Annotated in this window: 35 protein-coding genes; 4 read left to right on the forward strand and 31 right to left on the reverse strand. The window is 36.0% G+C overall.

Going from position 1 to position 26,914, the window contains the following annotated elements; genetic code table 11:
* Window positions 1-15 precede the first annotated feature (15 nt).
* The 21 genes from QRE67_RS16740 to QRE67_RS16840 all read right to left on the reverse strand — a co-directional run bounded on the left by QRE67_RS16740 (window position 16) and on the right by QRE67_RS16840 (window position 18,528).
* Complete coding sequence (locus QRE67_RS16740; protein ID WP_286121317.1) at window positions 16-2,109, reverse strand: phage tail spike protein; 2,094 nt, start codon at window positions 2,107-2,109, stop codon at window positions 16-18.
* A 56-nt stretch (window positions 2,110-2,165) separates the two neighbouring features.
* Window positions 2,166-4,409 carry a hypothetical protein gene (locus QRE67_RS16745; RefSeq protein WP_286121318.1) on the reverse strand — a complete coding sequence of 748 codons (2,244 nt, stop codon included), beginning with the start codon at window positions 4,407-4,409 and terminating at the stop codon, window positions 2,166-2,168.
* Between the two features lie 18 nt (window positions 4,410-4,427).
* Window positions 4,428-5,252 (reverse strand): phage tail domain-containing protein, encoded by an 825-nt coding sequence (locus QRE67_RS16750; RefSeq protein WP_286121319.1) that lies wholly within the window; start codon window positions 5,250-5,252, stop codon window positions 4,428-4,430.
* Between the two features lie 5 nt (window positions 5,253-5,257).
* Window positions 5,258-8,149 carry a phage tail tape measure protein gene (locus QRE67_RS16755; RefSeq protein WP_286121320.1) on the reverse strand — a complete coding sequence of 964 codons (2,892 nt, stop codon included), beginning with the start codon at window positions 8,147-8,149 and terminating at the stop codon, window positions 5,258-5,260.
* Between the two features lie 238 nt (window positions 8,150-8,387).
* Window positions 8,388-8,750 (reverse strand): hypothetical protein, encoded by a 363-nt coding sequence (locus QRE67_RS16760; RefSeq protein WP_286121321.1) that lies wholly within the window; start codon window positions 8,748-8,750, stop codon window positions 8,388-8,390.
* Window positions 8,751-8,763: 13 nt separating this feature from the next.
* Window positions 8,764-9,336: a major tail protein gene (locus QRE67_RS16765; protein WP_286121322.1), complete on the reverse strand. Its 573-nt coding sequence runs from the start codon at window positions 9,334-9,336 to the stop codon at window positions 8,764-8,766.
* Entirely contained in the window at window positions 9,337-9,669 is a 333-nt protein-coding gene (locus QRE67_RS16770) for a hypothetical protein (RefSeq protein WP_286121324.1), read from the reverse strand.
* Window positions 9,666-10,025 (reverse strand): HK97 gp10 family phage protein, encoded by a 360-nt coding sequence (locus QRE67_RS16775; protein WP_286121325.1) that lies wholly within the window; start codon window positions 10,023-10,025, stop codon window positions 9,666-9,668. The genes QRE67_RS16770 and QRE67_RS16775 overlap by 4 nt, the downstream gene beginning before the upstream one ends.
* Window positions 10,018-10,317, reverse strand: a complete 300-nt coding sequence (locus QRE67_RS16780; RefSeq protein ID WP_286121327.1) for a phage head closure protein — start codon at window positions 10,315-10,317, stop codon at window positions 10,018-10,020. Before QRE67_RS16780 ends, QRE67_RS16775 begins: the two co-directional genes overlap by 8 nt.
* Window positions 10,314-10,586, reverse strand: a complete 273-nt coding sequence (locus tag QRE67_RS16785; protein ID WP_286121328.1) for a head-tail connector protein — start codon at window positions 10,584-10,586, stop codon at window positions 10,314-10,316. Before QRE67_RS16785 ends, QRE67_RS16780 begins: the two co-directional genes overlap by 4 nt.
* A gap of 2 nt (window positions 10,587-10,588) precedes the next feature.
* Window positions 10,589-10,858, reverse strand: coding sequence for a hypothetical protein (locus QRE67_RS16790; protein WP_286121330.1), 270 nt, complete (start codon window positions 10,856-10,858; stop codon window positions 10,589-10,591).
* 12 nt (window positions 10,859-10,870) lie between these two features.
* The gene (locus tag QRE67_RS16795) at window positions 10,871-12,031 is read right to left on the reverse strand and encodes a phage major capsid protein (protein WP_286121331.1); all 1,161 of its coding nucleotides are present in this window, start codon (window positions 12,029-12,031) and stop codon (window positions 10,871-10,873) included.
* A 15-nt stretch (window positions 12,032-12,046) separates the two neighbouring features.
* Complete coding sequence (locus QRE67_RS16800; RefSeq protein WP_286121333.1) at window positions 12,047-12,631, reverse strand: HK97 family phage prohead protease; 585 nt, start codon at window positions 12,629-12,631, stop codon at window positions 12,047-12,049.
* A complete protein-coding gene (locus QRE67_RS16805) occupies window positions 12,597-13,811 on the reverse strand; it encodes a phage portal protein (protein WP_286121334.1) in 1,215 nt (404 codons plus the stop codon). The genes QRE67_RS16800 and QRE67_RS16805 overlap by 35 nt, the downstream gene beginning before the upstream one ends.
* Before the next feature lie 15 nt (window positions 13,812-13,826).
* Entirely contained in the window at window positions 13,827-15,512 is a 1,686-nt protein-coding gene (locus tag QRE67_RS16810) for a terminase large subunit (protein ID WP_483298710.1), read from the reverse strand.
* Entirely contained in the window at window positions 15,508-15,882 is a 375-nt protein-coding gene (locus tag QRE67_RS16815) for a hypothetical protein (protein ID WP_286121338.1), read from the reverse strand. Before QRE67_RS16815 ends, QRE67_RS16810 begins: the two co-directional genes overlap by 5 nt.
* Window positions 15,883-16,006: 124 nt before the next feature.
* Window positions 16,007-16,318 carry a hypothetical protein gene (locus QRE67_RS16820; protein ID WP_286121339.1) on the reverse strand — a complete coding sequence of 104 codons (312 nt, stop codon included), beginning with the start codon at window positions 16,316-16,318 and terminating at the stop codon, window positions 16,007-16,009.
* Window positions 16,318-16,617: an HNH endonuclease signature motif containing protein gene (locus QRE67_RS16825; protein ID WP_286121340.1), complete on the reverse strand. Its 300-nt coding sequence runs from the start codon at window positions 16,615-16,617 to the stop codon at window positions 16,318-16,320. Before QRE67_RS16825 ends, QRE67_RS16820 begins: the two co-directional genes overlap by 1 nt.
* Before the next feature lie 10 nt (window positions 16,618-16,627).
* On the reverse strand, window positions 16,628-16,789 hold the full coding sequence (locus tag QRE67_RS16830) for a hypothetical protein (RefSeq protein WP_286121341.1): 162 nt from the start codon (window positions 16,787-16,789) through the stop codon (window positions 16,628-16,630).
* A 340-nt stretch (window positions 16,790-17,129) separates the two neighbouring features.
* Window positions 17,130-17,369: a hypothetical protein gene (locus tag QRE67_RS16835; protein ID WP_286121342.1), complete on the reverse strand. Its 240-nt coding sequence runs from the start codon at window positions 17,367-17,369 to the stop codon at window positions 17,130-17,132.
* A 643-nt stretch (window positions 17,370-18,012) separates the two neighbouring features.
* Entirely contained in the window at window positions 18,013-18,528 is a 516-nt protein-coding gene (locus QRE67_RS16840; protein WP_033675503.1) for a DUF3231 family protein, read from the reverse strand.
* A gap of 346 nt (window positions 18,529-18,874) precedes the next feature.
* On the opposite strand from QRE67_RS16840, the gene QRE67_RS16845 reads away from it, so the two are divergent.
* From QRE67_RS16845 to QRE67_RS16855, 3 genes are all read left to right on the forward strand, one after another.
* A complete protein-coding gene (locus tag QRE67_RS16845) occupies window positions 18,875-19,180 on the forward strand; it encodes a WGxxGxxG family protein (RefSeq protein ID WP_033675502.1) in 306 nt (101 codons plus the stop codon).
* A gap of 181 nt (window positions 19,181-19,361) precedes the next feature.
* Window positions 19,362-20,744, forward strand: a complete 1,383-nt coding sequence (locus QRE67_RS16850; protein WP_286120780.1) for an IS1182 family transposase — start codon at window positions 19,362-19,364, stop codon at window positions 20,742-20,744.
* A gap of 622 nt (window positions 20,745-21,366) precedes the next feature.
* On the forward strand, window positions 21,367-21,672 hold the full coding sequence (locus QRE67_RS16855; protein WP_033675502.1) for a WGxxGxxG family protein: 306 nt from the start codon (window positions 21,367-21,369) through the stop codon (window positions 21,670-21,672).
* A 370-nt stretch (window positions 21,673-22,042) separates the two neighbouring features.
* On the opposite strand, the gene QRE67_RS16860 is transcribed toward QRE67_RS16855, so the two are convergent.
* The 4 genes from QRE67_RS16860 to QRE67_RS16875 form a co-directional block, all read right to left on the reverse strand.
* The gene (locus QRE67_RS16860) at window positions 22,043-22,585 is read right to left on the reverse strand and encodes a site-specific integrase (RefSeq protein ID WP_286121344.1); all 543 of its coding nucleotides are present in this window, start codon (window positions 22,583-22,585) and stop codon (window positions 22,043-22,045) included.
* Complete coding sequence (locus tag QRE67_RS16865; protein WP_286121345.1) at window positions 22,582-23,055, reverse strand: ArpU family phage packaging/lysis transcriptional regulator; 474 nt, start codon at window positions 23,053-23,055, stop codon at window positions 22,582-22,584. Before QRE67_RS16865 ends, QRE67_RS16860 begins: the two co-directional genes overlap by 4 nt.
* Window positions 23,056-23,081: 26 nt before the next feature.
* Window positions 23,082-23,252 carry a hypothetical protein gene (locus QRE67_RS16870; RefSeq protein ID WP_286121346.1) on the reverse strand — a complete coding sequence of 57 codons (171 nt, stop codon included), beginning with the start codon at window positions 23,250-23,252 and terminating at the stop codon, window positions 23,082-23,084.
* A 144-nt stretch (window positions 23,253-23,396) separates the two neighbouring features.
* Complete coding sequence (locus QRE67_RS16875) at window positions 23,397-23,519, reverse strand: DUF3983 domain-containing protein (RefSeq protein WP_286121347.1); 123 nt, start codon at window positions 23,517-23,519, stop codon at window positions 23,397-23,399.
* Between the two features lie 128 nt (window positions 23,520-23,647).
* On the opposite strand from QRE67_RS16875, the gene QRE67_RS16880 reads away from it, so the two are divergent.
* Window positions 23,648-23,944 (forward strand): hypothetical protein, encoded by a 297-nt coding sequence (locus QRE67_RS16880; RefSeq protein WP_286121348.1) that lies wholly within the window; start codon window positions 23,648-23,650, stop codon window positions 23,942-23,944.
* Window positions 23,945-24,239: 295 nt separating this feature from the next.
* Here the strand turns inward: QRE67_RS16880 and QRE67_RS16885 are convergent, their stop codons facing one another.
* From QRE67_RS16885 to QRE67_RS16910, 6 genes are all read right to left on the reverse strand, one after another.
* A complete protein-coding gene (locus QRE67_RS16885) occupies window positions 24,240-24,434 on the reverse strand; it encodes a hypothetical protein (protein WP_286121349.1) in 195 nt (64 codons plus the stop codon).
* Window positions 24,435-25,368: 934 nt separating this feature from the next.
* Window positions 25,369-25,908, reverse strand: coding sequence for a dUTP diphosphatase (locus QRE67_RS16890; protein WP_286121350.1), 540 nt, complete (start codon window positions 25,906-25,908; stop codon window positions 25,369-25,371).
* Between the two features lie 35 nt (window positions 25,909-25,943).
* Entirely contained in the window at window positions 25,944-26,108 is a 165-nt protein-coding gene (locus QRE67_RS16895; RefSeq protein WP_286121351.1) for a DUF3954 domain-containing protein, read from the reverse strand.
* Window positions 26,109-26,126: 18 nt separating this feature from the next.
* Window positions 26,127-26,486, reverse strand: coding sequence for a cell division protein SepF (locus tag QRE67_RS16900; protein WP_286121353.1), 360 nt, complete (start codon window positions 26,484-26,486; stop codon window positions 26,127-26,129).
* A 38-nt stretch (window positions 26,487-26,524) separates the two neighbouring features.
* Window positions 26,525-26,713, reverse strand: coding sequence for a hypothetical protein (locus tag QRE67_RS16905; protein WP_286121355.1), 189 nt, complete (start codon window positions 26,711-26,713; stop codon window positions 26,525-26,527).
* Window positions 26,694-26,888 (reverse strand): hypothetical protein, encoded by a 195-nt coding sequence (locus tag QRE67_RS16910; protein WP_286121357.1) that lies wholly within the window; start codon window positions 26,886-26,888, stop codon window positions 26,694-26,696. Before QRE67_RS16910 ends, QRE67_RS16905 begins: the two co-directional genes overlap by 20 nt.
* Between the last annotated feature and the right edge of the window lie 26 nt (window positions 26,889-26,914).

Raw genomic sequence — 26,914 nt, forward strand, 5'->3', positions numbered from 1 at the left:
TTGTGATTTTTCGTTTTAGAATGTACCCCCTGTACGAGATTGAATGAATAAACGTGAAATAATATTTGCATTTACTCGCCCGAGCTTGTCCGGTGTAATCGTAATTTCATGCCATTGACCACGTTTAATTTTACCGCTATCATCTTTCGATAAATACGGGATTAAATTAATGTTTTGTGCAGAAGTAGACTCAACCGGAACTACGTTTCCATCTACTTTAACAACTACCTTGCTAGGTTTTTCGGAAAGCTTATAAATACCATGCAGAATTTCATGCGTATGATCCGGCAAAGTGATGGAATGAGTATGATTCGGTATACTAATTTCATGCGTGTGCGATGGGATGCTGACTTGATGACTATGCTCTGGAATACTGACATTATGCGTGTGCGATGGAATATTCACGGAATGTGAATGCGATGGTACATTAACTTGATGTTTATGGGCCGGTACAGAAACGCTATGAGAATGGTCGCCAGATGCAGTATAAGTCCATAAGTCTGATTCGTCTCCTGTTGGAATCGCAGAACCAACAGCACCTCCACCATTGTTAACTGCTGATATAAAGTTTCTATAAGGCATTCCTGCTGGATTGTCTCCAATCGTTGTTTGGAATCCAAACATCATATGACGATGATTACCACCGCCACTAGATGTACTAACTGAACCTCCACCTGCTTCGCTCGTATATGAACCGCCACCGCCTGCAGAACTAGTTTGAGTTGAACCGCCACCACAACTGCTTGTCTGTGTAGAACCGCCACCGGAAGATGTTGAATTTACTACTCCGCCACCTGCGCTTGTAGAATCTACTACTGCACCACCTGCACTTGTAGATTGTACGGTTGCTCCTCCGCCTCTTGTAGCTTTGGAATATGCTCTAAATTCTTCTGTTTGATAAGTTAGTATAAGAGAATTTATATTTACTAAGTCATCCGGCAAATAGAATCTAATTACAGCAGGATTTTCCGGATCGCAGTTGTCATTATAATCATGAGAATCGATATTCGTAGATCCTTGCGAATAGGTTTCGTTCACTAATTGTTTCTTCTGTAAATCAGTAATTGTGGTTCCGATATCGTCCCGAACGTTCCCAATCTCAAGCTGGATATTTGACGGATCACCATAGATGTCAGGCTTTGTTATTTTCATGATACGTAGATCGACGTTCGTATCAGTATCCTCATCATACACACCGACTATTTTAGAAACGTCATATCTTACAAGTTTGTATGGATCAATAAGCTCATAATCGATACAATCCACAGAGACAGTGACTTGTGGTTTCTTATATTTGTCTAATAGACCACCGCCAGATGCCTTTAATGATGGAGCGTCTTCAAAACGTCTATCCACCCATATTCGTTTATGAATGCCATATTCATCAATAATAGATTGCTCTGCTTGTAAATATGGCACACCACCATTTACTTTCTCAATGCCAAGTTGATTTACGCCCTCACCATATCCCAAAGGATAAATTCTAGTTATTAACCCTGTTGGATCTTCATCTTTCTCAATGCCTTTTAAATTCTTACCATATCGAATGATATCGACTTTTTCATCAGTTGGACGAACTAGATTAAGAGTAAAAGGATACTGAGTATCATCCCAGGTCCACAAATATGACTCATTAAAAGGCTTAGGCACACTTATTAGTGCATTTAAAAGGGAGTCTTCATTTTCCCATGCATAATGAAAGTACCGTGTAAATTCAACTACTCCGAGTTTCCAATGTTTTATTTCTTGCTGATTAAAGAGGTATTCAAGTACGTCTCTTGTTGTCCAATTCGTTAATTGATGGTAACGAAAAAGCACGTCTGAGTGGAATGTACTCAAAACGTGCTCGCAATTATACGTTATGCTATTGTCACTTTCGTTTTTTACTGTTTTCTTTGGATTGACAATAAACTTACCAATATATTTATCATGATCATACAGTTCGATAAATCGTTTCGGTTTAACTTCAAAACGTTTCGGATCGTTAAGAGGCAATGAAAATGAACACGTCCACAAATTATTGGTCTCTTTAACATATCCAATTTTATAAGCATTTTCTAAAATGGCTACTAAGTTCATATTAATGTCATAGACTTTTATATGTCGCAAGATATCACCTTCTTTTTATATAAAAAGTAGCCGTTTATATTGTTTATAAACACCACTTACTTCATTTTGAAAAATACTTGTCCGTATCCTGTGGACGTTACTTTAACGCCCTTTCCTGTGACAAAGTTATCAATAGTAATTGTGCTTGATTTCTGAATCACTTCAATTTCTCTGTTCAAATCTGTCGCATCTGGCACAAAAAAGACTTCTCCAGCTTGGAAGAAGTCTAATACATATATTTTGTTTCCATTTTCGTAATACGAATATGCACTTTCAACAACTGTTTTCGACAAATCAGGTGAAAATACATAGCCGCCAGCATAGTAAGCGATATTACCCGTGTTCAAAGCAAGATTCTTCTTTTTCACAAGATGCGCATATACTTTCCCCATATCTGATAAGAAAATCATAGGTTCATTTTCTGCGATGTAGTCTGTTTTAATTCCTAGTTCATGTTTCATGTATACCATCAATACATTGCTATCTTTCTTTAATACGAAACGATTTGCTTTTGAAGCAGGGAAAAGTCCGCTGTTTATAGGAGTTGTTTTTTCAATATCAAACACTGTTTTTGTTGTATCTTCCATGAAATACAGATATTTCCCCCATAAACCGGACGTAGATTGTAATCCTGTGTAACGGTTAAATTCTACATTTTCAAAAGCTTCAAGCAAGACGGAAACTTGAATATGACGCGGTGAAATAGTGTAAGTTACAATTTCTTTTACACTGTCCCGTTTTACCCCAGTGTCCACATTAATCGTATTTGAAGCTGCAATCATATGGGTTGCCACAATGACAATTTTACTACCAGAAACTGATTCGCCATCTTTTAATTCTTTATCATCTGCATATACTTTTGTTTCAACATGCCTTGCTGTCGCGAACCCACCAGAATCAACTGTTCCATGATTCCCTCCGACTGTACCTCCAAAACTACTTACGGTGTTGTTTTTTGCGATAATACCATAAGGACTGACCCAGTCTGTTGCTAGTTGATCAACAGGAGGTAACGAAGGAAAATTATTATCCATAATAGAGCTGGTTTCAAAGTAAAATCGCTTGATATGAGTTAATTCGTTAATTCCTAATTTGTCGAAATCGATGATCATATTTCTACTCGCATCATACTTGAATTTAATAGATATTTTTCTACCATTTTTCAATACAGCTACTTGACTGCCCGGCACCTCAACAATGGATTGATTTTTAGTTTCTAAATAATAGCAACTTGCATCAATGATGTAACCATATCCATCTCCTTCAAAATTCAGTGGATAGCTAGTTTTAGATAACTTAGAATAATCGATAGTAATAGTTAGAATGACACTTTCACTATTATTAGAAATAGTTTGTGTTTCGATAGTTCTTTTAGGAGCAGGAGTATTTTGATTGTATCTCTCGAATATAACCCTCTTGTTAGTAAAGTCAGGGTCATATTCGTATAGATAAACAGAATAGTTCGGATCACCCCAAGCTGTCGTACCGTTACCTAACCATTCAATTCTATAAATCTTTCCTGGACGCGCATTAAAAACTTTGCAATCTAGAATAGCATTGTTAATTTCTTCAATTTCATTATATGACACCCCGTTTCGAGGTGTATTTTTTAACGGGTAGGTAATACCTTGATTTCCTACTAGATATCCTGTTTTTTCATCATAAATGTAGTTATTTTCATGAATTACACACCCTTTTGATGTGCCATATACAGAATCTGTTAAGTTTAAAAATTTACCTGTTATTTTAGATGTGTCATATGTTACAACAATTGTTAATAATTCATTTTTGAAATGAAAAACACGATTTACAATAGATGTTGTTGGTTTAGGAAATAAATCGGAACGATAATGTTGTAATACTCTCCTTCCATTTGCACTATTAGAACCAAAATTGTTAATAGTGTATTCTACAATTGAAACTCCCCACTGCTCTTTATCATCTAACACTACACCATTAGCGATATACTCTATCACATAATACTTACCACGCTTTGCGCCGATTACTTTCGTATACAGAATAGTTTTTTTCGCTTGTTCATCTACATTATTTAATACACCATCACGAATGATGTTATCTAAAGGGTACACAACGCCACTGTTAACCTCTAATCCTTTAGCTACTATAATTGGTGTATTTCCAGCCATCGCTTGTAAAATCTCATCCGACAGTAAAGATTTCGGTATTTTTGTACCGCTACTTTCCATTGCCCCAAGAGGGTTGCTTGTTTTTGCAGAAAGCTCACTAAAATTATCATTAAGCGGCTGCGCTTGTACGTCTCCAATAATCGGTTTTACCATGATGTCCTCACCTCGTCTCTATATGAAAAGGTGATTCCATTCAAATGAGACGGTTGCAACAGGTTCTGTTTCGCTTTCAAACATAAAACCATTGTCCCCTTCTACCAATTGAATAAAATCACCTGTATATTTTGTTAATAAGTTGATGCTACTGTTTTTCACAACAGTCCATGTTTTCGCATCTATAATAAACTGATCTGCATCAGTGAATGTTTCAGTAATTTGAATCCATTTTCCAGTTGTTAAGTTCGTTATTTTTGGATTCTTACAACGGCCTTTTACAATGATTTTCAAAGGCGCTTCATAGTAACTATGATTGTGTACGCCGGAATAATGTATTGTATAGCGCCAATCAAACTCTCTTGGATTAGGGTATATAATTCCGCTGTTATATTTGGCACCACTATCGTATAAAGTTTTTTTGTCATACGCTGTATCGAGTGCGTATGCACGCGGATCATACGCAGTTAACGGAAAAACAAGATTAGCCATTGTTTTATAACGAGTTGTATCTAAACTACCACTATACCTAACCTTGTAATATTTATCTGGCTCATAATCAAAAATCAGTTTTACTGTTTTAGGTTTTCCATGTGAGTCAAAAAAGGTCTTCATGACTTCTCTTATTTTTAATGCCGATAGGTAATTATTTGGTTGGGGTTTAACCAATATTGGCAAAGTAAAAGGTCTTGCTTCTAAATCTGCACCAAAATCATATGCGCCAGGAACTCCTGGAATTGTAACCGTATAATCACGAGTAGATGGTGCTGCTGGATGTTGATGTTCTGGTAAAAGCGCTAAACCTAATTCATTTAACGTTTTTCCATCGATTGTTAGACTCATTCCTGTCACACCTTTCTACTCGACCCTTTAATAAGATTATTTATTTCTCTTGCTAATTTGTTAATATCTGCTTCTTCTCTAACCACAAATGTTGAACCTCTAAACATGTCAGCGAAGTTGTATGAGTTCATGTCATTTGATTTTGAAGAAGAACTTCCCTCCACAGTTGATGGGGTTGTATTTCTATTCATTGCTTGTGTACTGTTTGCCATACTGCTATAAACGCCACTCATTACACTTCTTAAACCAGCTAATTGATTCATAGAATTAGCCATTGTATAGCTCATATCACCAACTAATTGTCCTATAGTACCTGTAATACCAAGCGACTTTTCTGAAGAGGATAATGGTGTAACTGTGATTGAATTACCTCTTTTGGTAAACAATTCAGGTCCAGCTTCACCAGCTATAAAGGATCCATTACCTACAGGTTTCCCACCTGTTGCAAGCATTGGAATAGTTGAAACGTTAGGTGAAGAACCACCAAAGCCTGGAACCCAATCTGGAATAGAAATACTATTAATACCCTTAATAACTCCATTAATCAATGAAATCACAGCATTTAGTGGTGCTTTTGCAGCTGCTTTGATACCCTCGAATATTCCGCTAAAAATTTGAACAATACCACTCCAGGCTTTTTCCCAATCCCCTGTGAACACGCCAGTAATAAAATCGATAATCCCATTTAAAATAGGTTTTAAAACATTATTCCACACACTTTCAATTCCACTAAATGCATCGGATACTACGCTACCAATAGCACCAAAGACGAATTGAAATGCTGGCAAAAGGATTGTTTTAATTATTGTCGCGATAATTGAAAATACAGGTGATAATATTTCATTCCAAACACGTTGAATGATTGTGAATGCATCCTTAACGATATTCTGTATCACTGAAAAACCTTGTTCGAATGCTGGCTTTAAAGTTTCATTTATGGTGGCTACAATTTGATCTACCGTCGGTTTCAAATACTCGTTATATACCCGCATTATTTCATCACCAAATAATATCAAAATGGCAATAACTGCGGCTATTGCGGCGGCTATTAATGTGAACGGACTAGTTAATACAGCCATAATTCCTGCAAAAGTAAGTGCTTCAGTTGCTACTAATAAAAGTACGGGAGTCAGTGCCATGAGTGCCCCCATAATTATTCCAATAGCTACTGCAATCGCTGTAATAGTTGCAGCTAAAACAGGATTGTTGCTTATCCACTCTGCAATTTTAGCCATAATACCAGCTATAACGATTAATATAGGTTCAAGTGCTATTTTCAGATCAGCCATCGCTTGTTGCATCATTACAGCTGGATTTGCATCCATTTTTTTTACGGATTCATTTAATTGATCTTGGTTATTCTTAAAGTCTATTGTTTTTTGCGAAGCACCTATTAAAGTATTAGTGATATTCTGCCCTTGGTCTTCGTAAAGGGTCCCAAAAAGCTTTACCCCTACCTCATTGCGTTTCGTTTCATCTTCAATACTAGCTAAAGCTTTAGCAATCTCTGTCATAGCAGCAGATCCTTCTTTACCACCTTTAGCAACAGATTGACCCCATTTTTCCAACTGTTCAGCAGATATACTAGTACCTTGAAGAGCTTCTTTCATGGCCTTGTCGACACCTTGACCAAATTCAGCCGCTTTAATACGACCTTCCTTCAATGAATCTAAGAGATTATCGATATTCCAAGTTCCTGTTTCAACACCAGCAGCCATGATTGCTTGTACTTCCTGTGCATCATAGCCAGCTCGTGTTAGCTGCGCTCCGTACTCTGCAAGAATGTCCAATTGCTCAGGAGGGAAGCCAACTTTTAAAAGTGCATCTGTTAACCCCATCGCACCTTCCTGTGAAATACCTAATTCACTAGCAATCTCATTTGTTTCTTGTATAAGTTCATTGAAATCAATTCCGGCATAAGAATTCGCAATAACAGCTGCACTCTTAACAATAGCCGTGTTTGCTTCATCGGAAGCTGTTTTGTTTAATGCCCATTGTCGTCTTACACCCTCTAATGAAGCTTCACCATCTACTCCATACGCTTCAATGCCTCTTACTGCTTCCTCTACTGACTTTTTAGATTCCTCTGGTACATTAAAAGTTATATCAATTTTTGTTTTTAATTTCGATGTATCAAGAGCTTGTTCGATAGCTCCAGCAATACCGCCGCCAGCTAATGCAGCACCTAGCATGTTTTCTAATTCAATATTCAAATCATTAACGTCATTTTGAGCCATTTCAGCCCCTCGTGATAAATCTCGTAATTCATTTCTCACATTTTCAATTGAATTTCCATCGTCAAGAGATGATAAGGCTCGTCTTAATCTTTCTAAATCTGCATCTGCACCTAATGCCTCGCGTCCAATACGCTCAATTGCTTCGTCTAGTTGTGCAGATGTAGCTGTACCTTGCCGGATTGCCGTTGTCAATCGACCACCTAATATATCAGCGAATTGATCAACACTCGTACCTGTAGCATCGAAAAGAGTATTTAATTCACGAGTAGTGCGCGCTGCTCTTTCTTCCTCAATCCTCATGTTGTTCAGTTGGTTTTGAAGTCCACCGAGGGAACCTTCTGTAAACTCAAGTTCACGCCTAAACGCCCGATATTGCTCTTCTCCAATTTCACCGCTATCGAATTGCGCCTGAACTTGCTGTTCGGCAGCACGTAATTGGTTTAGTTTATCTGTCGTGGTCTCGATACGCTGAGTTAATAGTTGCTGTTTTTGCGCCAAAGCTTCGACGTTACCGGGGTTAAATTTCAATAGGCGTTCAACATCTTTTAACTCTTTAGCTAAGTCATTACTACGTTTATTTACGTCTTTTAAAGCATTCTGTAAACCTACCGTGTCTCCACCAATCTCGACGGTAATGCCTCGTATTCTACTTCCTGCCATAATTTCACCTCTCTTCTTTAGAAAGCATCGTAATCAGATTGAGTGGCTTTTCTCTTATTTTCTTTTTCTTTTTGTGGATTCTGCATTTCAACATACTCGTCAATGTAATCTAAGCAGTCACCTATGGTCATATCATCTAAATCTATTTTTGAAAGTTTACATGAATAGCAAAGAGCAAGGAATGTATCAACGGAAAATTCACCGTCACTTCCTTGCTCTTGCTCTTGCTCATTTCCTGTTATTTTTTTTTTGATTGAACAGTGCTTTTAATTAAATCTTGAATTTCAGTAATAATCTCGGCAATCGGAAACTCTCCAAATGTATCAAGCCAAGTTAATGGATCTGGAACCCCTTTATTTGCCGTTTTAGCAAATGCCCAAACTAAGTTATAAATAACTTCAAAATCCAATTTACTTAAATCAACATTAGAAAGGTCAATGTTAGTTTGCTCACCATTAGGTGAAATATATGAAGAAAGTACCCCTAAACCAAGAATATCCGCAAACATGTCACGTCTGAATTGTGACTTATAACGAATAGCTGTACCCGCAGTGCTTTTTACAAGTACATCTCTATCATCAATTACAATTGTTTTTTCCATCTAATCACGCCCCTTATGGTGTTGTTATCTTTTCATAAACTTTTGTATACCAAGCATCGTAAATAGCGGCAGGCGTATCCGCCGTTGTAGATGTCTTAACTTTAAGGTCTGTCGGACGTTGCGCTGCCACAAATGATAATTCTGTAGTGTTTGGTTCTGTTTTATCGCTCTTAGTTGTTGAAGACATACCAGGACGAGATACAGCAACGTTGTATAAAACATGTCGTATTGCTTTAACGTCTCCATCAAATTCGAACATCATAGCTATTTTCTTGATTTTAGCATCCGAACTCTCTGTGATTACTTTATCAACCTCATCTAAAACTTCACCTAATACTTCTGTTCGAAATGCTTCCGTGACCTTAGCAAAGGTTAATGCCCCTTCGTATCCTTGGTTAGATGATTCTGTATAGTAGTTCATATCATCTGCAAAGAAGTCTGATTGTTCCCCTTTAGGATCTAGTTTCATTTCAACAGCACCTGGATGCTTAACAACTGGCCCATAATCAAACGTGCCAGTTGTTGTATCTTCCGTAATGACAGAGTAGTGTACATTCTTTAACCCAAATACCACTTTATTTTCCATTTATATCAACCTCACTTCATAAAATTTTTGAAATAATTTCTCTGATTCAATAAAAGTCTCAAATGGCGAGTCATAAGGTATCTCATGCTCATCTAAGACGTTTTCTAAACGAGCCTCTGCTACTAAATCTTTTTTAGTTGTATAAAGCTCAATGTTTACATCATTTACTTTTTGATAAACTTTATTATCCGCCATCATGTTGGGAGATCCGTCCACAAGATAACAAATGTATGGTGGCAAAGGCACAGGCTTTGTTGCTGTCGCGGTGAAATGCGAATAAGCCACAGGATAACCTGTAGCATCTAGTATCTTTTTCAATTCAGCTAATGTCATTGTCGTATCGCCCTTTCCACACGCTCTAAATAGTCATTTATCGCACGTTCTTCCGCTGGGGCAATATGCACTTTAGCCGGAACGCGTCCACCGCCAGCTTTTGCATGCCCTTTCTCTAATAAATGAGTCAATTGATAGTCAGTTGCATTGTGGACAATGGTCTTATTTCCTTCTTTCTTCTTACGCCACCCTTCGCGATAATCACCTGTAAGTTCAGGCGTAGGATCTGTTTCAAGCTCAGATACAAGATTATCCGACACTTCTTCTTGAGCTACTTCAACATCTTCCACAACTGTGTTCGTGTATCGCCGCATCTCTCTTACAATCTCATTCGCTAAACTATCAATACTAGCCACCGGCTTTCACCTCGCAATATAGCTCAATCTTTTCATCATTCCGTTTATAAGTTCGGTATATATGATAAGAAATTTCGTCATACTTCACTTTTTGTTCTTTTTGATAATCCATTGAATACACGACCAGGATGCAACTTACCTTCATACCACTTTGTCCCGCGAGAAAAAACTCACTTTGAGGAATACTTTTTTCCTCACAGAAAACTTGTCTACTAAATGTTTCAACTTCCTCAATCTGTCCTAAATCATCCTCAACAGTTGTAACCTCTGGAAAAAATAGAATATCGTTCATTTGTAATCACCTGCTAATGTTAAGTGATTTTTAAGCATGTTATAAGATGACTGGAAGCGTTCTGCTTCTTTTGCATCTGGAATAAAATTAGCTTTAACATAAGTTATAATTGCCCGCTTAATAAGCGGATCAGTATCATCATTTGTTTTTAAACTAGAAACGCCAGAGAGCATAAGGTCATGCCTTCCCGCTTCAATTAAATCTGTAATCTCATCATCGAGAGCATCATGTGAAATACGCAATGCTTTCTTAACATCTCCAAGCATCATAGTTATTCACCTTTTTGATCAATTTCTTTTAAGGCTTCAAGTGCTGCTTCTTTCCCTTTAACTTTCTCACCATTAGGGAGCTGATAATAGCCCCCACCTGCATGCTTAAGTCCATCGGAATCCTCTTGCTTTGATTCTGGTACTCTAAGGAATCTTTTTTCTTGTAAAAAAGCGATGCGTTCCGTGTCTTTTGACTCGTACACATCGCCTTCTGAGTAACCTTGTAACGTATCTTTATCAATAAAAGCACTAATAATTAAATGTTTACTCATGAATTATCCTCCTTAAACTGTTGGAGCTTTTATCACACGTAAGAATCCATTGTGTGCTGCAACGTTACCGCCAATAAATACTGAACCACGGTGTGCAACCATACCTTGCTTAAATTTATAGTCGTCAGAACGACGAATATCTGTTGGTGAGAATGTAGCAAGTTCATAGTTTGATAATGGTCCATATGCCATAACATAAGAATTATCTGCTGTTGTTGCATCAGAAACTGCTTTACAAGCACTATTAATGATGTATGGTACACTATCAATCGTTCCAGTATTTCCGCTCGATTTCACCTCATACTGTTTCTTACCATCAGCATCACGTAACATAGCAAATGCCTTTAAATCCTTTTTACTAAGGATTAACACTGCTGTATCTTCAACATCCTCATCGCCACCATAAGAGAAAATAATATTATCTAATGTATCAGCATCAATTTTCGAAAGACTTAAATCCGTAGAAGCTGCAATCGCTGTTGCTTGTGCAGAAAAGATTCCAACTAAATGACCTGCTCCACCGTCACCAATTAGAATTTCTCTAGTGATTTTCTTACGAAGCGCTTTGTTTACTCCGCCTACAATGACGCCACTATAATTAGCATTAGGAAGCTTTTGAACCTCTTCTGACTCTTCGCTGTACGCTGTAATTTTCGTTTTATTGATTGTTGCATAACCAAATTGAACATCAGCTTCTTTGTAATCCGCGGCTTCAGCCGTGTAATCCCCTTCACCATGTCCTTTTTCATATGCTCTTTCATAACTCTCTCCACCGTTCAATGGAACAAGAGCTACACGATCAATAAGACTAGATACTTGATTAAATGTACCTTTAATGTCGCTCGCTGTATGCTTCGGTAAAACTAAGTCTCCACTAGAAACAGTAATAGAGCGATTTTCTTTTAGGTCTTGTCCGCGTTTTTCAACTTCTTTTTCGGCTTCTTCTCGCTTTTCTGGGTTAGCATTGAACGTTTCAATAGTACGTGTTTCTGTAGCAGTACCGTTATTGATATCACGAGCTTCATTCAAAAGGCGTTGACGAGTTTCAATTTGACTTTTTTTATCATTCAATTCACGAAGTTCTGTATCTAATGCTGTAAGATCTACTTCTTGATCACTTTCTAATAAACTACGAATCTCTGTCATACGTGCTAAAATTTGTTCTAATGTCATATTAAGATTTCCCCTTTATAAATAAGTTTTTAAAATAAGTTTTTTGCGTAAATTACTGTGTTTACGTTCTTCTACATACTGCTTATATGGATCATTACTTCTTGCTGAAACTTGTGAATCAGGATAGGCTGGGAAAGCTACAGGGCTAATTTCCATTAGTTTTGCTGTAACAATTGTTCGAGTGATATTGTCTGGATCGGATTCATCCCACTCTTGTTTTTGCATTTGGAAACCAAAACTTACTCCATCTACGTCACCGCGTTTGATTGTTTCGTATGCATCATTACCTAACGAGGTGTTTGGTAAATCTAATTCAAAACGCAATCCAATTTCATCTTCAAAAAGTCGAAGGGTTCCGTTTTTAGTGCGACCTAGCACTTTTGAAGTATCATGACTCCACAGTGCTCTTTGGTCCTCTTTGGTTAATGATTCAGTAAAAGAACCTTTTTTAAATTGCTCTTTAAATCTCATCCAGTAACCCATTGTCTCTGATTTCATTTCCCACTTCACTGCATATCCATATAAAGTCCTGGTACCATTTTCAGATTCTCTAATTTCAATCCCACTAGTTACCAGTTCCCTCTTCTCCGTCTGCTCCATCGTCATCACCTCCTTCGCTAGTAACGTTTCCTTCTTTAACTAAAGCTGTATCCAATCTTCGAATTGGTTTGTCTCCACCTTCTATAGGACCTAATGACAAGATTGAACGCCATTCATTAGGTGTCATAGCTCCTCTATCAACCATTTGAACGAGATTCATCTTAGTAGACATAGAAGCGTATTGAAGACTTGAAGCTTCGTATATTATTTTGTTTCCAAACCCTCTTTCTCGACGAGAAAAAAGCTTGCGGGTCATTTCACCTGCAAACTGCATTGCTAATGGTTCTATTTCAGATTCGTAGTATGCATTCCACTCATCTTCTGTGTACTTACTTTGTATAATTTGTTCATTTGTATTGAAGAAGTTATAAATCCTTTGAGTCGTTTCTTGCATTTGCTTAGAATCTGGAACAAAAGCTTCTGGCTTAACTTGTTCTAAGTCATAACGTGGATCAGATGAGGCAGCTCCACCGTTAACATTATCGATACTTAAATAATTGTTAACAAAGTTTTTCACTTGTGTATCAATGTCTTCTTGCTTTAAAACAGACTTGAATTTCAATATCCATTTCACTACTGCGCTATTTTTAATTGCTTTGACAATCCCTTGATCGGTAGTTGTAACAATTTCCATCAACGATGATAACGCTTCGCCTGGATGTTCACCAAAGAAATCATTCTCATTGAAATCTTTTCTAAGATGAATAATGTCTGTATAAGGAACCGTCATTTGCTTTCCATTTTTAAAATAAAACTTTAAGAAAATATCGCCTTGTGCCCCTTCTACAACTTCGACATTCGTACAAGGGATAGGATAAATCTCAGAAGCATAACCAAGTTCATCGCGTTTAATATAAGCAAAAGCATTATGATTAAGTTCTAATTGTACTGTCATTTTCTCTTGGAACATCTGACCTGTCATTAATAGATTCGGTTCTTCCAAAAGAAATCGCATATAGGAGTCAGGATTCACCTTAAACTCAGTCGAATTGTCTCTGATATGTTTAGCAATTAACTTGCCGACTGCTTTTGCTTTAGGGCGTATACAGGCTCTGATAATATCACTCTGATAAATATCTCCATTCCACGAAAAAAAGACTCCTCCATTGTCGTTTATCATTTCCAAACGAGTCGTGGTAGGGGCTTGTTTCCTGCCAAATATCTTATCGAATAATCCCAATTTCTCACCTCCCTCTTAGATCATATTGAGATAATCATTACGCTTTTCTTGAAGAACTACATATGCATTTAAAAGTGCCGCTGCGCCATCGATACGGCGACGCTGATTTTTAGTTTTATTTGGCTGTATGTTCAAATTCTTATCAATGTCAATTGCAGTATTAGAAAGACACCATTTATCTAAAGGGTTGTTATTATAATTTACTAGTTTCGATTCTAAGTCGGCTCCTAACAGCTTCATAGGGCTAGAAAGTGTTTGTTTACCTTGCGCGATTGGAATCATAGACTCTTTACCAAAATAACTTTCCATTTCTTCAACCCAGTACTTAGCGGACCATCTATCATAACCAATCCAAGGAAGATAAATGCCACACTCATCTCGTATTTCTAAGAACCACTCAGTAACAAATTTATAGTGCACAGAATTTCCTGGTGTAGTCCTTAATAATCCTTGATCGTACCATAAATCATACGGGATTTTATCTTCTTTACTCCTTTGTTCAAGTAGATCCTCAGGAAGCCAATACATTTGTTTAACGTAAATTTGTGGATCGTTCGGAACCATAAAAATAACCTTCGCTGCGGTAAGGTCTGTTGTAGAAGATAAGTCACAACCACCAATACCGTAAGAAGGTTTTAGTTCTGCTATATCAAAAATAGCTGGGTTATTTAATTGTTCAAAGGTTAACCAAGCTTCTGTTGATGTTTCTCGAATATTAAAGTCTTTGGTTAGCAAGTTCTTTACTAATAATGGATTCGCTTTTGCTTTTTCAACCTTACTTCTTAATTGATCAAGATTTTTAATCGTACCTAGTCCAGGATTAGCCTTCTTCCAACAAGATTCATCAATCCATTCTTCCCGTTTATCCAGTTCATAAATAATCGGAAGGGTTCTTTCATCGTGGTAACCGTCTGGATCATCGTAACCATTAATAATACGTTCAGCTTCTTCATACTTAATATCAAAGATGCCTTCTCGAACAGTTCCTGCAGTTGTTGTAATGATGGAGATTGGTTGTTCACGTGCTGTCATACCATCAACAATAACGTCATAAAGGTTTTTGTCCTCGATTGCGTGCAACTCATCGATTAAAGAGCAATGAACGTTAAGACCATCTAATGTATTCGAATCGCTTGATAGAGGCTTAAATGAACCATCATTAAAGTCTGAAATCATTTCAGCTACTAACGTTCTAATACGTTTGCTAAGCACGGGAGATTTCTTGACCATTCGTTTCGCTTCGGACCATATAATTTTAGCTTGGTCTTTTTTCGTAGCCGCACTCACAATTTCTGGTCCTGCTTCACCGTCAGCAACCATCAAATAAAGAGCAACAGCAGAGCCCCAAGCAGATTTCCCGTTTTTACGTGCAACGATTAACATGAACTCGCGGTATTTTCTTATACTATCTATTTTATGGACAAAACCAAAAAGGGCGGCGGTCATTGCTTTTTGCCATAACTCTAGTAAGAATGGTTTACCTCCCATTTTACCTTTACTGTGTTTGCAAAAGTTTTCAATGAACTCTATTGCATGATTTGCTCGTTTTGCGTTATATTCCCATTCAATATTTGAGTTATTTAAATCATCGACAAGTTTTTTATAAACTCGTCTTACTTTGTTTGATACAATCTCTTCTCCACTTTCGATTTTGTACCAGTATTCTAAAATAGGATTATAAGATAATGGATATTCTTTAATCACGTTTATTCACGAATGAATCAAATCCATCATCTTTCTTTTTCGGTTCTGGTGGTATTTTAGGAACATAGTCGCCAAGTTGTTTCATAATAGATTGGTAATTTTTATTCATTGATATATACCGCCGAGCCTGCGGGCGTTCTCTTTCATACGGCTCTTGATTTTCTGATTGTGAAAACATTTCATCATATCCGTTTTCATCTAAGTCTTTTCGGATATCTTCAAGTCGAACTCTTAAGTCAGCTGCTTCAACAATTAACCCCTCTACTACCAAGAGGGTATCTTTTGGCATCTCTTTGTATATCCGTTTAAGTCTAAGTATTTCTTTTCTAACACGTTCTTCTTTTGTTAATTCTTTCTTTCTCGCCATAAATAACACCTCATCTCTTTCGTTTTGGGGTAGGGGGTCACACGGAATGACCTGTGTGTTACATGAAGCTCCCCCCTCGGTCCCTATCAGATTTAAAAATAAAATTTTTATAGGGGGGCTTGGGCTATTCTGAATATCCAGTAACCTTTTCTTTTATAATCTGCTGCGCTTGTTTAATTGCAATAATTAATCTTTCATCAGCTACATCATTAATTAATTGATTTTTTAATACATCAAGCCATACATAAACCAATGCATTATTCATATCATTAACCTCATCATCTTGATTAGCGTTCACTATATCTATGTATCCGCACTGATCACAATGGATTGTATAATGATCAAATACATTATCACAATAAACAGGGATAACTCTCATACTCTTATTACATTGAGGACAAGAAGCATTTAGATGATTGTTCGTACTTTGTACCATTACTCATCTCTCCTAATCAAATCTCCATTACTATCAAACATTACACCTTCTACAACTGGACTGTTCTTCTCATGATGTTCACGGTTATGACAGTCCTGGCACAATAGTTCTAGATTACTAAAGCTTAATGTAATCTCTGGATCATTAATGGTCTCAGGTGTTATGTAATCCTTGTGATGAACTATCTTCCCTGGGTCTTTACATCTTTCACATAAGCCATGCCTGAAATTGAAATACGAATCCCTGCACTTCTTCCATGCTGTTGACTTATAAAACTTCTTTGCATATTCCTTTGCCATTCACCCACCCTCACTCCTTATCTTCCCTGGTCTCTTTCAACTGTCTCATTTCTTTTATTACTAACTTATCATTATCAGTCATTTCCTTTACTTCCCTTGCTTTTATAAGTTGAGTTGCAACCACCAAGCAAAGTATGAATCCCATTCCAAACCCACAAAAGATGTTTAACATCGCTTCATCACTTCCTCTTTAAAATAAAATAAGACGCTGTACCGATCACGGCAGCGCCTAAGATAGTATTTCACTCGCTATCTTGCCATCCTGTGTGCCACTGTGTTTTACACTTCCAACACGAATACGTTCTTTTTCTTTTATTTTTTGTGAAAAGCCCGCCGATTTTTGATTGTATTGTTCCTATACAAAATTCACCACATGTCGGACAAATGTTACTCGTATCCGCCGCTGGCTTAATTCTCCCTTTTCTCGGTGCTTTGATAATACGTTTCATAAACACCTTCCTTTTTACATAAGAAAAAGCCACATCTTATTTGATGTGACTTCTTATGAAACTTTATTTTATTTTTTCTTTTGATTGTTCCAATTCCTTCAATTGCTCTAAGACTTGATTAGTTTCTTCTAATCCGCTTTTGATTTTTTGAATCAGTTCTTCTTTTTCCTGTTCTTGTTTTTCAATGGCTTCATTTACTACATTGTTTATCCCTTGACCAAATTCAGAAAAAGCTTTAATGTTCTCCATACTTTTTTGAATTTGCTCAATTAACTCGATTAAATTTTGATTCGGATTATGCATTTTATCATCTCCTCTCAGCCAAACAATATTCGACAAAAGAAGATGATTTCCTGCTTATAACTTCTTCATTTTACATAATAAAAAGAGCAACCATGCATCAGTTGCCCTTTTTCTCAAAACTCTATGCTATTACTATAAATACGGTAAATGAAGTTTTTACTCTCTATCGAAGAAAATAAAAAACCGCTACCTCAATTGGATAACGGTCTTTCATAAATAGACAAGTCATGTGTACTTCATATTTCATTAAGTTTGGTTAAGGTGCTTTCACGCCTCTTTCAATCGCTAAACAGTATATGACTTTCTCTAATACATATGCCCCAACATTAGCGACTGAAAGAAGAGCAAAAGCTCTCCTGTATCAACGGGTTTCATTCAACCTGCACCATTAATCTGGTTACGGATTTTTTAATGTACCGTCAATATGAACCGTTTAGAATTCAAGAATTAACATTGTGAGTTGTGTTTTCCGCCACTTCTCACAATACAAATATATCATACTGAATCCAAAACAACCGGCACATTTGCGGTCAAAAAGCGGTCACGACTCTGCCACTTTATTTTAATTCGCCAATAACCTTTATTTCCCTAGACAAGCTCATTGCAACAACCATAAAAAATAAATTGGATTACTATTAAGATATTATGCTTGTTCTGATTGTTGAACATGTAATGGAGGCGGAATAATCCAGCCTTTTTTCTTATTCAGACGAAGCAAAATAGCTCCAGCTTGTGCTTTTTTCATATGGAATTGACCAAACATCATTCCTACATCTTCTCGAAGAGATTGTCCCATAGCTTGGCTACATGCTACTAATCCAGCAGCAAGATCCATAGAAACTTTAGTTGCAATTTCTGCATCATTAATACGAGCACCAGGAGGAATCGTTTCAATAGATGCAACTGGTCTTTCTGGAGGTGCTGGTGGTAATGCAACACCATTTAATTTTAATAAATTTTTTAATTCTTCAACTTCTGATTGGATATCGTTCTGTACAAGATTTTCTAAAAATTTCTTTAAATCGTCGTCTCCTGTGTGGTTAATAAGAACTTGATAGCCAGCAATTGCACCTTGTGCCGCTGCAAGATAACTCCAAATCCCAAAGACTTCTCCGTAGTGCATTGGTTCATTTTGTGGATTTCCACTTAAAATACCCATTAAAATATTCCTCCTTAAAGAAATTAAACTCTTAACAAAAATGCTTACTATAGAAAAAATTTTCCCAACCATGTTCCTGATTAAAGAAAATAAGTTCTTATAACTCATAAGGAACACCTTACCCAAATATAGTAATTACACCTTATAGAATGTACTGTTACAAAAAATTTATTCTTATAAATAACACATATATTTCAATTAACATAATCCATTATTATCAGTACTTTTAATAATAGAAATTAAAGATATTTATCATAATTTTAACTCAAATGGATTTATAATATTCTTAAACGAATATTGTCTAAAGGAACGGGAGACATTACTAAATATGAAAGGAGGGAAAACCATGAAGAAAAAATTGTCATCTATTTTAGGTGCCCTATTACTAACTATTATGGTTTTTGGTACAAGTGTCCATGCTGAATACGATGGAAATAATATGGATAGAGTTAACAATAATGATATTACAACTCGAGTTAATGACAATAACATGAATAGAGTTAATAATGATACTAGAACTCGAAATGTGAATACAACAAATGATTTGAATAATGATCGTGATGATAATAATAATTGGGCGTGGCTTGGTTTATTAGGACTAGCAGGTTTATTCGGTCTTAGAAGAAAAGAAAAAGAACCTGAAACACGTTAATGTAGAACATTGCATTTAACTTTAAAAGATACTTATTTATCAAAAGAATGCAAAATGAATAAACTATGAATCGCCTTTAATAAGGCGATTCATACTGTTGAAAAACAATCTAGTCAATAGACAAAACCTGAAAATTTCGATAAAATCTCCTCGTGAATGAAATGAAGCGAGGAGATTTTTTATGTACGTTACATATTCCATGAAAGAAATTGAAGAAAATCGAAAGTACTATGAAATGATGTATGATGCTTCGCATCATTTAGTAAAGATGGATCAAGTGATGGATTGGGATTTTGTGACAAGGCGATTGGAAGTGTTCTATCCACATCGTATCGGTCGACCAACGAAAGATCCGATTATGTTAGTGAAAATCTTATTAATTCAGTATTTGGAAGGCTTTCGCTCGGTTCGTTTTACATGTAATCAAGTAAAACAGAATGCGACGTATCGTTGGTTTTTAGGGATTTCCTCGAATGAGAAGATTCCAGATCACTCAACAATCTCTAAGTTTCTCTCGCAACGTCTACGAAATGCGACGTTTTGGGAGGAGCTTTTTCAGCATTGCCTTCGTGTGATTCAACAAGAAGGGTTTATCGCAAACGAAACATGGGTGGCGGATGAAACAGAATTAAAAGCGAATGCGAATAAGCGTGTACGCGAAATCTTGGCGGAAGAAAAAGTAATAGAAGAAAAAGATGAGGATTTAGTGATGATTAACGATCACCGTGTGCGTCATGGGAAGAAACCTTTACAAGCGAAAGGCTCAAAAATAGAAGAAAAACAGACAAACATTAGCCCTGTAGATTCTGACGCTCGCTTGTCCGTCAAACACGATCAACGCGGACGCTTTGCCTATTTTGAGCACCGTATCGTGGATTCGCTTCATAACTTTATCATCGCCACAGATGTCACCGCCGCGAATGTGCCTGGGCATCGTAAATTGATCGGACAAGTTGAACGGTTAAATCAATTATTGGGGAAGTATGCGAAAGAAATCGCCCTTGATTCAGGCTACTACAACGCTTCCCTCGCGCGAAGGTTGTTTCAACGTGGCTTCTTCGTCTACATGTCTTATCGTCGATTTACAACGAAGGATCATCCAAAGTGCCGTCGTTATCAATTTAAACAAGTAAACGAGGATCTCTACGCCTGTCCTTGCGGTGTACCGTTTTATTATAAAACAACGAATCGTCAAGGTTATCATGAATTCAGACCACCTAAAGGAAGTTGTCAATCCTGTCCATTTGCGAAAAAAGAAAACCAAGATCGTGTGTTGCGAATTTCTATCCATCAAGAAATTTACGATCAGTTAAGAGAACAGCGCTTATCAATAAGAGGAAAAATTCTCCGTTCCGTTCGTCCGTCTACGGTTGAACTGAGTTTCGCACATAGTAAAGAACTCCACGGTTTGCGCTATGCACGATACCGTGGAGTTCAAAAGGTTAAAGTACAAGTTTTGATGACCGCCATCATACAAAACTTAAAAAAGTGGACCAAACTACGCTCGCTTAAGCAAGTTGGTTTACACCTAACACATCAAATTATAGAAGAAACCATTCTATAAAACAAATAGAAATCAAGAAAATGCCAAAAAAATTCGGCATTTTCTTAACATAATCTTTTTTCAACAACGTGAATCGCCTTTAATAAGGCGATTTTTTATTTTTTCAAAATCAATAATAATTACATAAAAACGGATACTATTAATCGGAAACAATGAATTTCTTAACTTGATGGTAATGAAGCGTTACGTCCATTTGACGAACTACGCTTCTTCTTTTTATGCCGTTGCTTCACTTACCCATATCTTATATTGTGGATTTCCACTTAAAATACCCATTAAAATATTCCTCCTTAAAGAAATTAAACTCTTAACAAAAATGCTTACTATAGAAAAAATTTTCCCAACCATGTTCCTGATTAAAGAAAATAAGTTCTTATAACTCATAAGGAACACCTTACCCAAATATAGTAATTACACCTTATAGAATGTACTGTTACAAAAAATTTATTCTTATAAATAACACATATATTTCAATTAACATAATCCATTATTATCAGTACTTTTAATAATAGAAATTAAAGATATTTATCATAATTTTAACTCAAATGGATTTATAATATTCTTAAACGAATATTGTCTAAAGGAACGGGAGACATTACTAAATATGAAAGGAGGGAAAACCATGAAGAAAAAATTGTCATCTATTTTAGGTGCCCTATTACTAACTATTATGGTTTTTGGTACAAGTGTCCATGCTGAATACGATGGAAATAATATGGATAGAGTTAACAATAATGATATTACAACTCGAGTTAATGACAATAACATGAATAGAGTTAATAATGATACTAGAACTCGAAATGTGAATACAACAAATGATTTGAATAATGATCGTGATGATAATAATAATTGGGCGTGGCTTGGTTTATTAGGACTAGCAGGTTTATTCGGTCTTAGAAGAAAAGAAAAAGAACCTGAAACACGTTAATGTAGAACATTGCATTTAACTTTAAAAGATACTTATTTATCAAAAGAATGCAAAATGAATAAACTATGAATCGCCTTTAATAAGGCGATTTTTTATTTTTTCAAAATCAATAATAATTACATAAAAACGGATACTATTAATCGGAAACAATGAATTTCTTAACTTGATGGTAATGAAGCGTTACGTCCATTTGACGAACTACGCTTCTTCTTTTTATGCCGTTGCTTCACTTACCCATATCTTATATTGTGTGTAACTGACGGAAACGCTGAATCCCTTGATACTAGTAACTTTATGAGACTTTTTATTTCGAGTTACACAATACGAAATTTATGAGTAACTGTATAAAACAAAAAAGAAAAAACAATGATTAGATTTTGAACCTAGTCATTGCTTTATCCATTGCATCTTGATTTACACCTATATAACGAAGTGTTACTTTCTCAGATGAATGATTGAATATCTCCATAAGCAAAGCAATGTTCTTTGTTTGCATGTACATATGATATCCGTAGGTCTTTCTCAGAGTATGTGTACCTATTTCATCTAATCCGAACTCTGCTGCAGCTCCACTTAATATCTTATATGCCATGCTACGGCCGATAGGACGATTCTTAGCTTGTCTGCTTTGCAATAGATATTCATCATCTTCCCTTTCTTCATTGAACCACTTAAGCTCTCTTTTTAGTGTAGATGTAATTTGAATTCGTTTTTGTTTACCCGTTTTCTTTTCTCGCATAGATATATGACTACCTTTGACATCACCTACCTTCAACTTTAAAATATCACTGATTCGTAAACCTGTATTAATTCCCATAATGAATAAAATATAATTACGATCATTCTTTTCCTTAAAGTACTCTTTTAGCTGTTGTATTTGCTCTGGATCACGTATTGGTTGAACAAAATTCATTGATCATCCCCTCCATAATGTTCTTCTATCTCATACACTTCTAATCTAAGAGCAAAAGCCAACTTATAAAATGCTCTGGATTTATTACGTCTATACGTGCGCTCACTCATGCCAATCTTGTTATAAACCATATAATCAAAGACTTCTTCATCTTCTAAATAACGCTTTACAATAATATCTCTTTGATTCTTACTAAGGCGACTTACTGCCTGGTCAATTCGAAAAGACATCTTCTCTAACCATTCTTCCCTTTTACTTTGTTGTACATTTGCTAGCGCTACGTCTTCTAAAGGTTTGCCAACTGCATGTGTAGGCCCATGTTCTCTAATTTCATAAGAAGGAGTGACTTTCATTTCTTTACGAATCATTCCAAACTGCCTGTATATCCGTACACTTTCAAGAACACCTTCCAAACGTTCCTGTGTTGCTGCGCGATCAATTTTTGGTAAGAAAGATAATTGTTTAGTCATGTAAGACCACTCCTTATTATTTTTAATTACTTTTGTCTTAAAGCTCCACGTCTACGTTCATAACGTGGTCCACGAATCCCCATCAAATCTTCAATGTCACGTGTGCTCAATTTCTCTTTTCTTTTTTTCTTCTTTTTCTTTTTTACTTGATTCGCTTGCTTTTTCCATTCACGTAACTGATCTTTTAATGCTTTCATTCCCCACATCTCCCTTTTATAAAATAAAAAGGACACCAATCCATAGTGCAGCAATTGTTACTGCTCTAATGATCTGGTGTCCTCTAGTTTTCTAGCCGGACTATATTTATATGTAATGTGATATCGTCACTATGAGGTAGCTTATCATTTCAAAATACCGATCTGTACAAAGATATTTCTCCATGCATTTGCAACTCTATATTTATCAACCGATTTCGCACGACGTAAAACAGCTTTTCTCATCTTTCTTTTCTTTAGGCTAGTCATTACCCTCTTCTCCTCTCTACAAATGGATTATTTTGTTAAGAACTTTATTCCAATTTATAACCGCTATCTTTTTCTTTTATTTTCCATTAAAATTAAATAAAAATATTTTGATAACATAGGAGAAAGCTATGAAACATAACATCAATCTATGGTCCTTTATTTGTTCCTTGATTTGTATTGGTTTATTCTGTTTATATTTTGAAATTCCATCTGAAATATTCAAATTTTTTACAGATTCACTACACATTCACCCTTTATTCATTTTACTAGTTTTAACAATAGGAACTTTTTTTGCTGGCATTAAAGGGTTTTCTAAGATGAATAATTGGATTGCGATGCTTAGAAGCGTAGCAACAGTCTTACTAACATTGTCATTATCAGTGTTTTTAACACTAACTTTGATCGTGGGCTATGCATTAAGTTAAACGTAGTTCTTCACGAATAAAACCCAATATTCCGTCAATACTATAGACAACCCATTTCTTAACCATATTCCATGGTTGGAGCAGTTAGCTTTTGCTAGCTGCTCTTTTATTTGTGACAAAATGAAATTTTTATTAAGTTCACTTTCACTCCCGCATAACATTTCCAACTCCGTTTATACTATAGCTGTAACTTAAAGTTACAAACCATTGCTGTAAGCGCGGCGCTTCTTTTGTACAACAGGCAGTTAGCTATGGAGTTAGCTGCTTTGTTGTGCAAAATGAAGTTTTTGTTCATTTATACCTCAATAATCTCAAATTCCTGAGACGTATCCGCATGCCACATTTGAACGAATTCAGCATGTTCTTTTGGCGGATGCTTTTCCGCTTCTTCTGTGGTCTTAACATCGCTAAAGTGATAAGCGTCTGGATTGTAGTTGCCATTGTGTTTAAGATATTTCTTTGTTTTCACGTTTTGGATTACATACTTCATTTCCCATTTCCCCTTTGTTCATTATTTTGTAAAATCTATTTATCAGATCTTCTAAAATCACGTGTTACACTTAAAAAGTAGATCTGTCATATTCGGCAATCTAACACCCTTAGTAGCTCTAGCTTACCCTGGCTAGGGCTTGTCTTATTTGGACACATTTACCATTTTTATTTCCAAGAAATTCATGTTACGATTTCTTTGTTGAGTACGACACATCTCAGCTGTACGAAGCCCTGTAACATTTCCTGCAGGGCTTCTTTTATTTGATTAGTCGTAAATTTGCAGGAATTTCCTCTTTTAACCTTGCGATTTGTTTTTCCATTTCCAAAGACCTCCTTTGCTACTAAAATAGCGTTTTTGTTCAAAGTGATATGCCTTATTTATTTGGACATATTTACCAATATTATTTTTCGAAAATTCATGTTACGGTTAATCAGTCGAGTACGTCATTACTTGACGATTACCCTTAGAAACCCTGTAGATAAACGGGGTTTCTTTTATTTAAATAAGGATTTTGTTCAAATATTAGATAGATGTTAATATTCTTAATAAAGGAGGTCTATTAATGAAAGAATTATGGGAAAAGATTTCTTTAGTTATTTTCATAGCAATTTTCCTTTTAATAATTTTATATTTTGTTGGTATGTCACTTTTTTGGAATCAGCCCTAAATTAAGCCCAGCAGTTAGCTTTTGCTAGCTGTTCTTTCTCTGTGAAATAACGCTTTTATATGAAACCCGTACACATTGTTGACACATCCACTATCACAATCCCCTGAAAATTCGTGATAATATTAATTTGTTGAATACGCCAAATTTCGACATCGCACGACAACAATATCTCCTTTATCGAATCCCTGTCCCCCAGGGGTTTTTCCTTTTATTCATTACTTTTTGTTTCACTAAATTTTCATCCTGAACAAAATTCAAATTGTATTAATATCCGACCGCTAATCTATTTAAATTTTCTTCATTCTTTTCTTTATACATTTGAACTACATCATCAAACGTGTACCCTTCATGTCTAATGATTTTGAACCAAACATCTAATACAGCAAGTAAATCCTTTTTAATCCCCTTAACATCATGACAAACAACTTTGTTAAACATATGGCTTGCGTATTTATCCATAAAGAAGAACATCTTATTAACATTAGAAAATCCGCTTGGCGTTATGAATAATTCTTTCATTTCTACATCCAATTTGTATTCAATAGCAATAGAGAGTACAAAATGAAGCGAATCAATCATTTCTTCTAAGAAACTATCTTTAATTACCTTGTATTGTGTGGACCATCGTTTGAATCCCCTAGTATCATTCCACGCTTCATGAATCTCAACTTTTAAAGCAAATACTTTATCTTGGAGTACAGCCACATGATCATTGTAGTTTTGCGGATATTTTGCTTTAATATCCTGATCTAATACCTTTTGCATTTTGAATAGCTCTGATAAATTAATTCCTTTATTGTTCATTACATATCAACTCCAAACTTTATTTATAAAAATAATTATTTTATCTTTTCAGTAAACTTAGTGTCCACACGATCAACTTTTCCATTAAGCCAAACAGCAACTTGTTCACCGTATCCACTAGATGGTGGTTCTACTGCAATTACACGACCATCTTTCACAACGTAAATTTTATTATTTGTAACATCAATCTCAACTTTCACAGACGCATCTCCCTTTTCTTATTTCATATACTCAACAACGTTAGGTTTAAATCCACTTTCTAAATGAATCCTTACCGGAATAACTTCCTTATGATCTCTTGCTGCTTTACACAATTCTTCAGCGGTTTCCCAGTTAAATAATTTGTCCCGTGCTCTTTGGAAACGCCATATTCCCATTGTGTAATCTTCAAATGTTTCATACCGATCATCTGGATTCGTTGTGCGCGGAAGCTCGTCTGTACTTTTAGCATTATTAGGAATCTGCACGCGTACATCTGTGTATGTAATCTTTCCAGTCCCTCTTTTCACACTGGCTTTTAATACATCGAATTGAATAATTTCCGGCTCTACATCAAAAATATTTAACTGTTTAGCCATTTGCATCTACACCCCTTATTAAATTAGTAGTCTATAATTTAAACCGCATAAACTCCTTTTCTTGTATCCTTAACAATCCGTTCGGCTTCTCCTTTTTGAAGAAGGAGGTCCATTAATTCTTTTGCTCCTTCCTTACTAAGAGCAATTCGTCCACCCAACAACTCCACATTGTCATTGGAAAGCTTGCCTGTCACGAAGCAAGCTTTTTTAACTGACACGTTGTTCATGGTTTATCCCTCCAAACCTCATTTCAGCTTCTTTAAGACACTTTTCAAAATCCAGCCACTCTTGCGATTGCTTTCTCCGTTCCACACTTCCTACTTCACAAGAACATGGTTCGACTATCCAAGTTCCTAAAAATGGTGAACTATATACTTTACCAGCGCCATTACATGAGCACATCGCAATTCCTCCTTTGTTTTATTCCG

The sequence above is a fragment of the Bacillus sp. DX3.1 genome (assembly GCF_030292155.1).
Lineage (GTDB): Bacteria > Bacillota > Bacilli > Bacillales > Bacillaceae_G > Bacillus_A.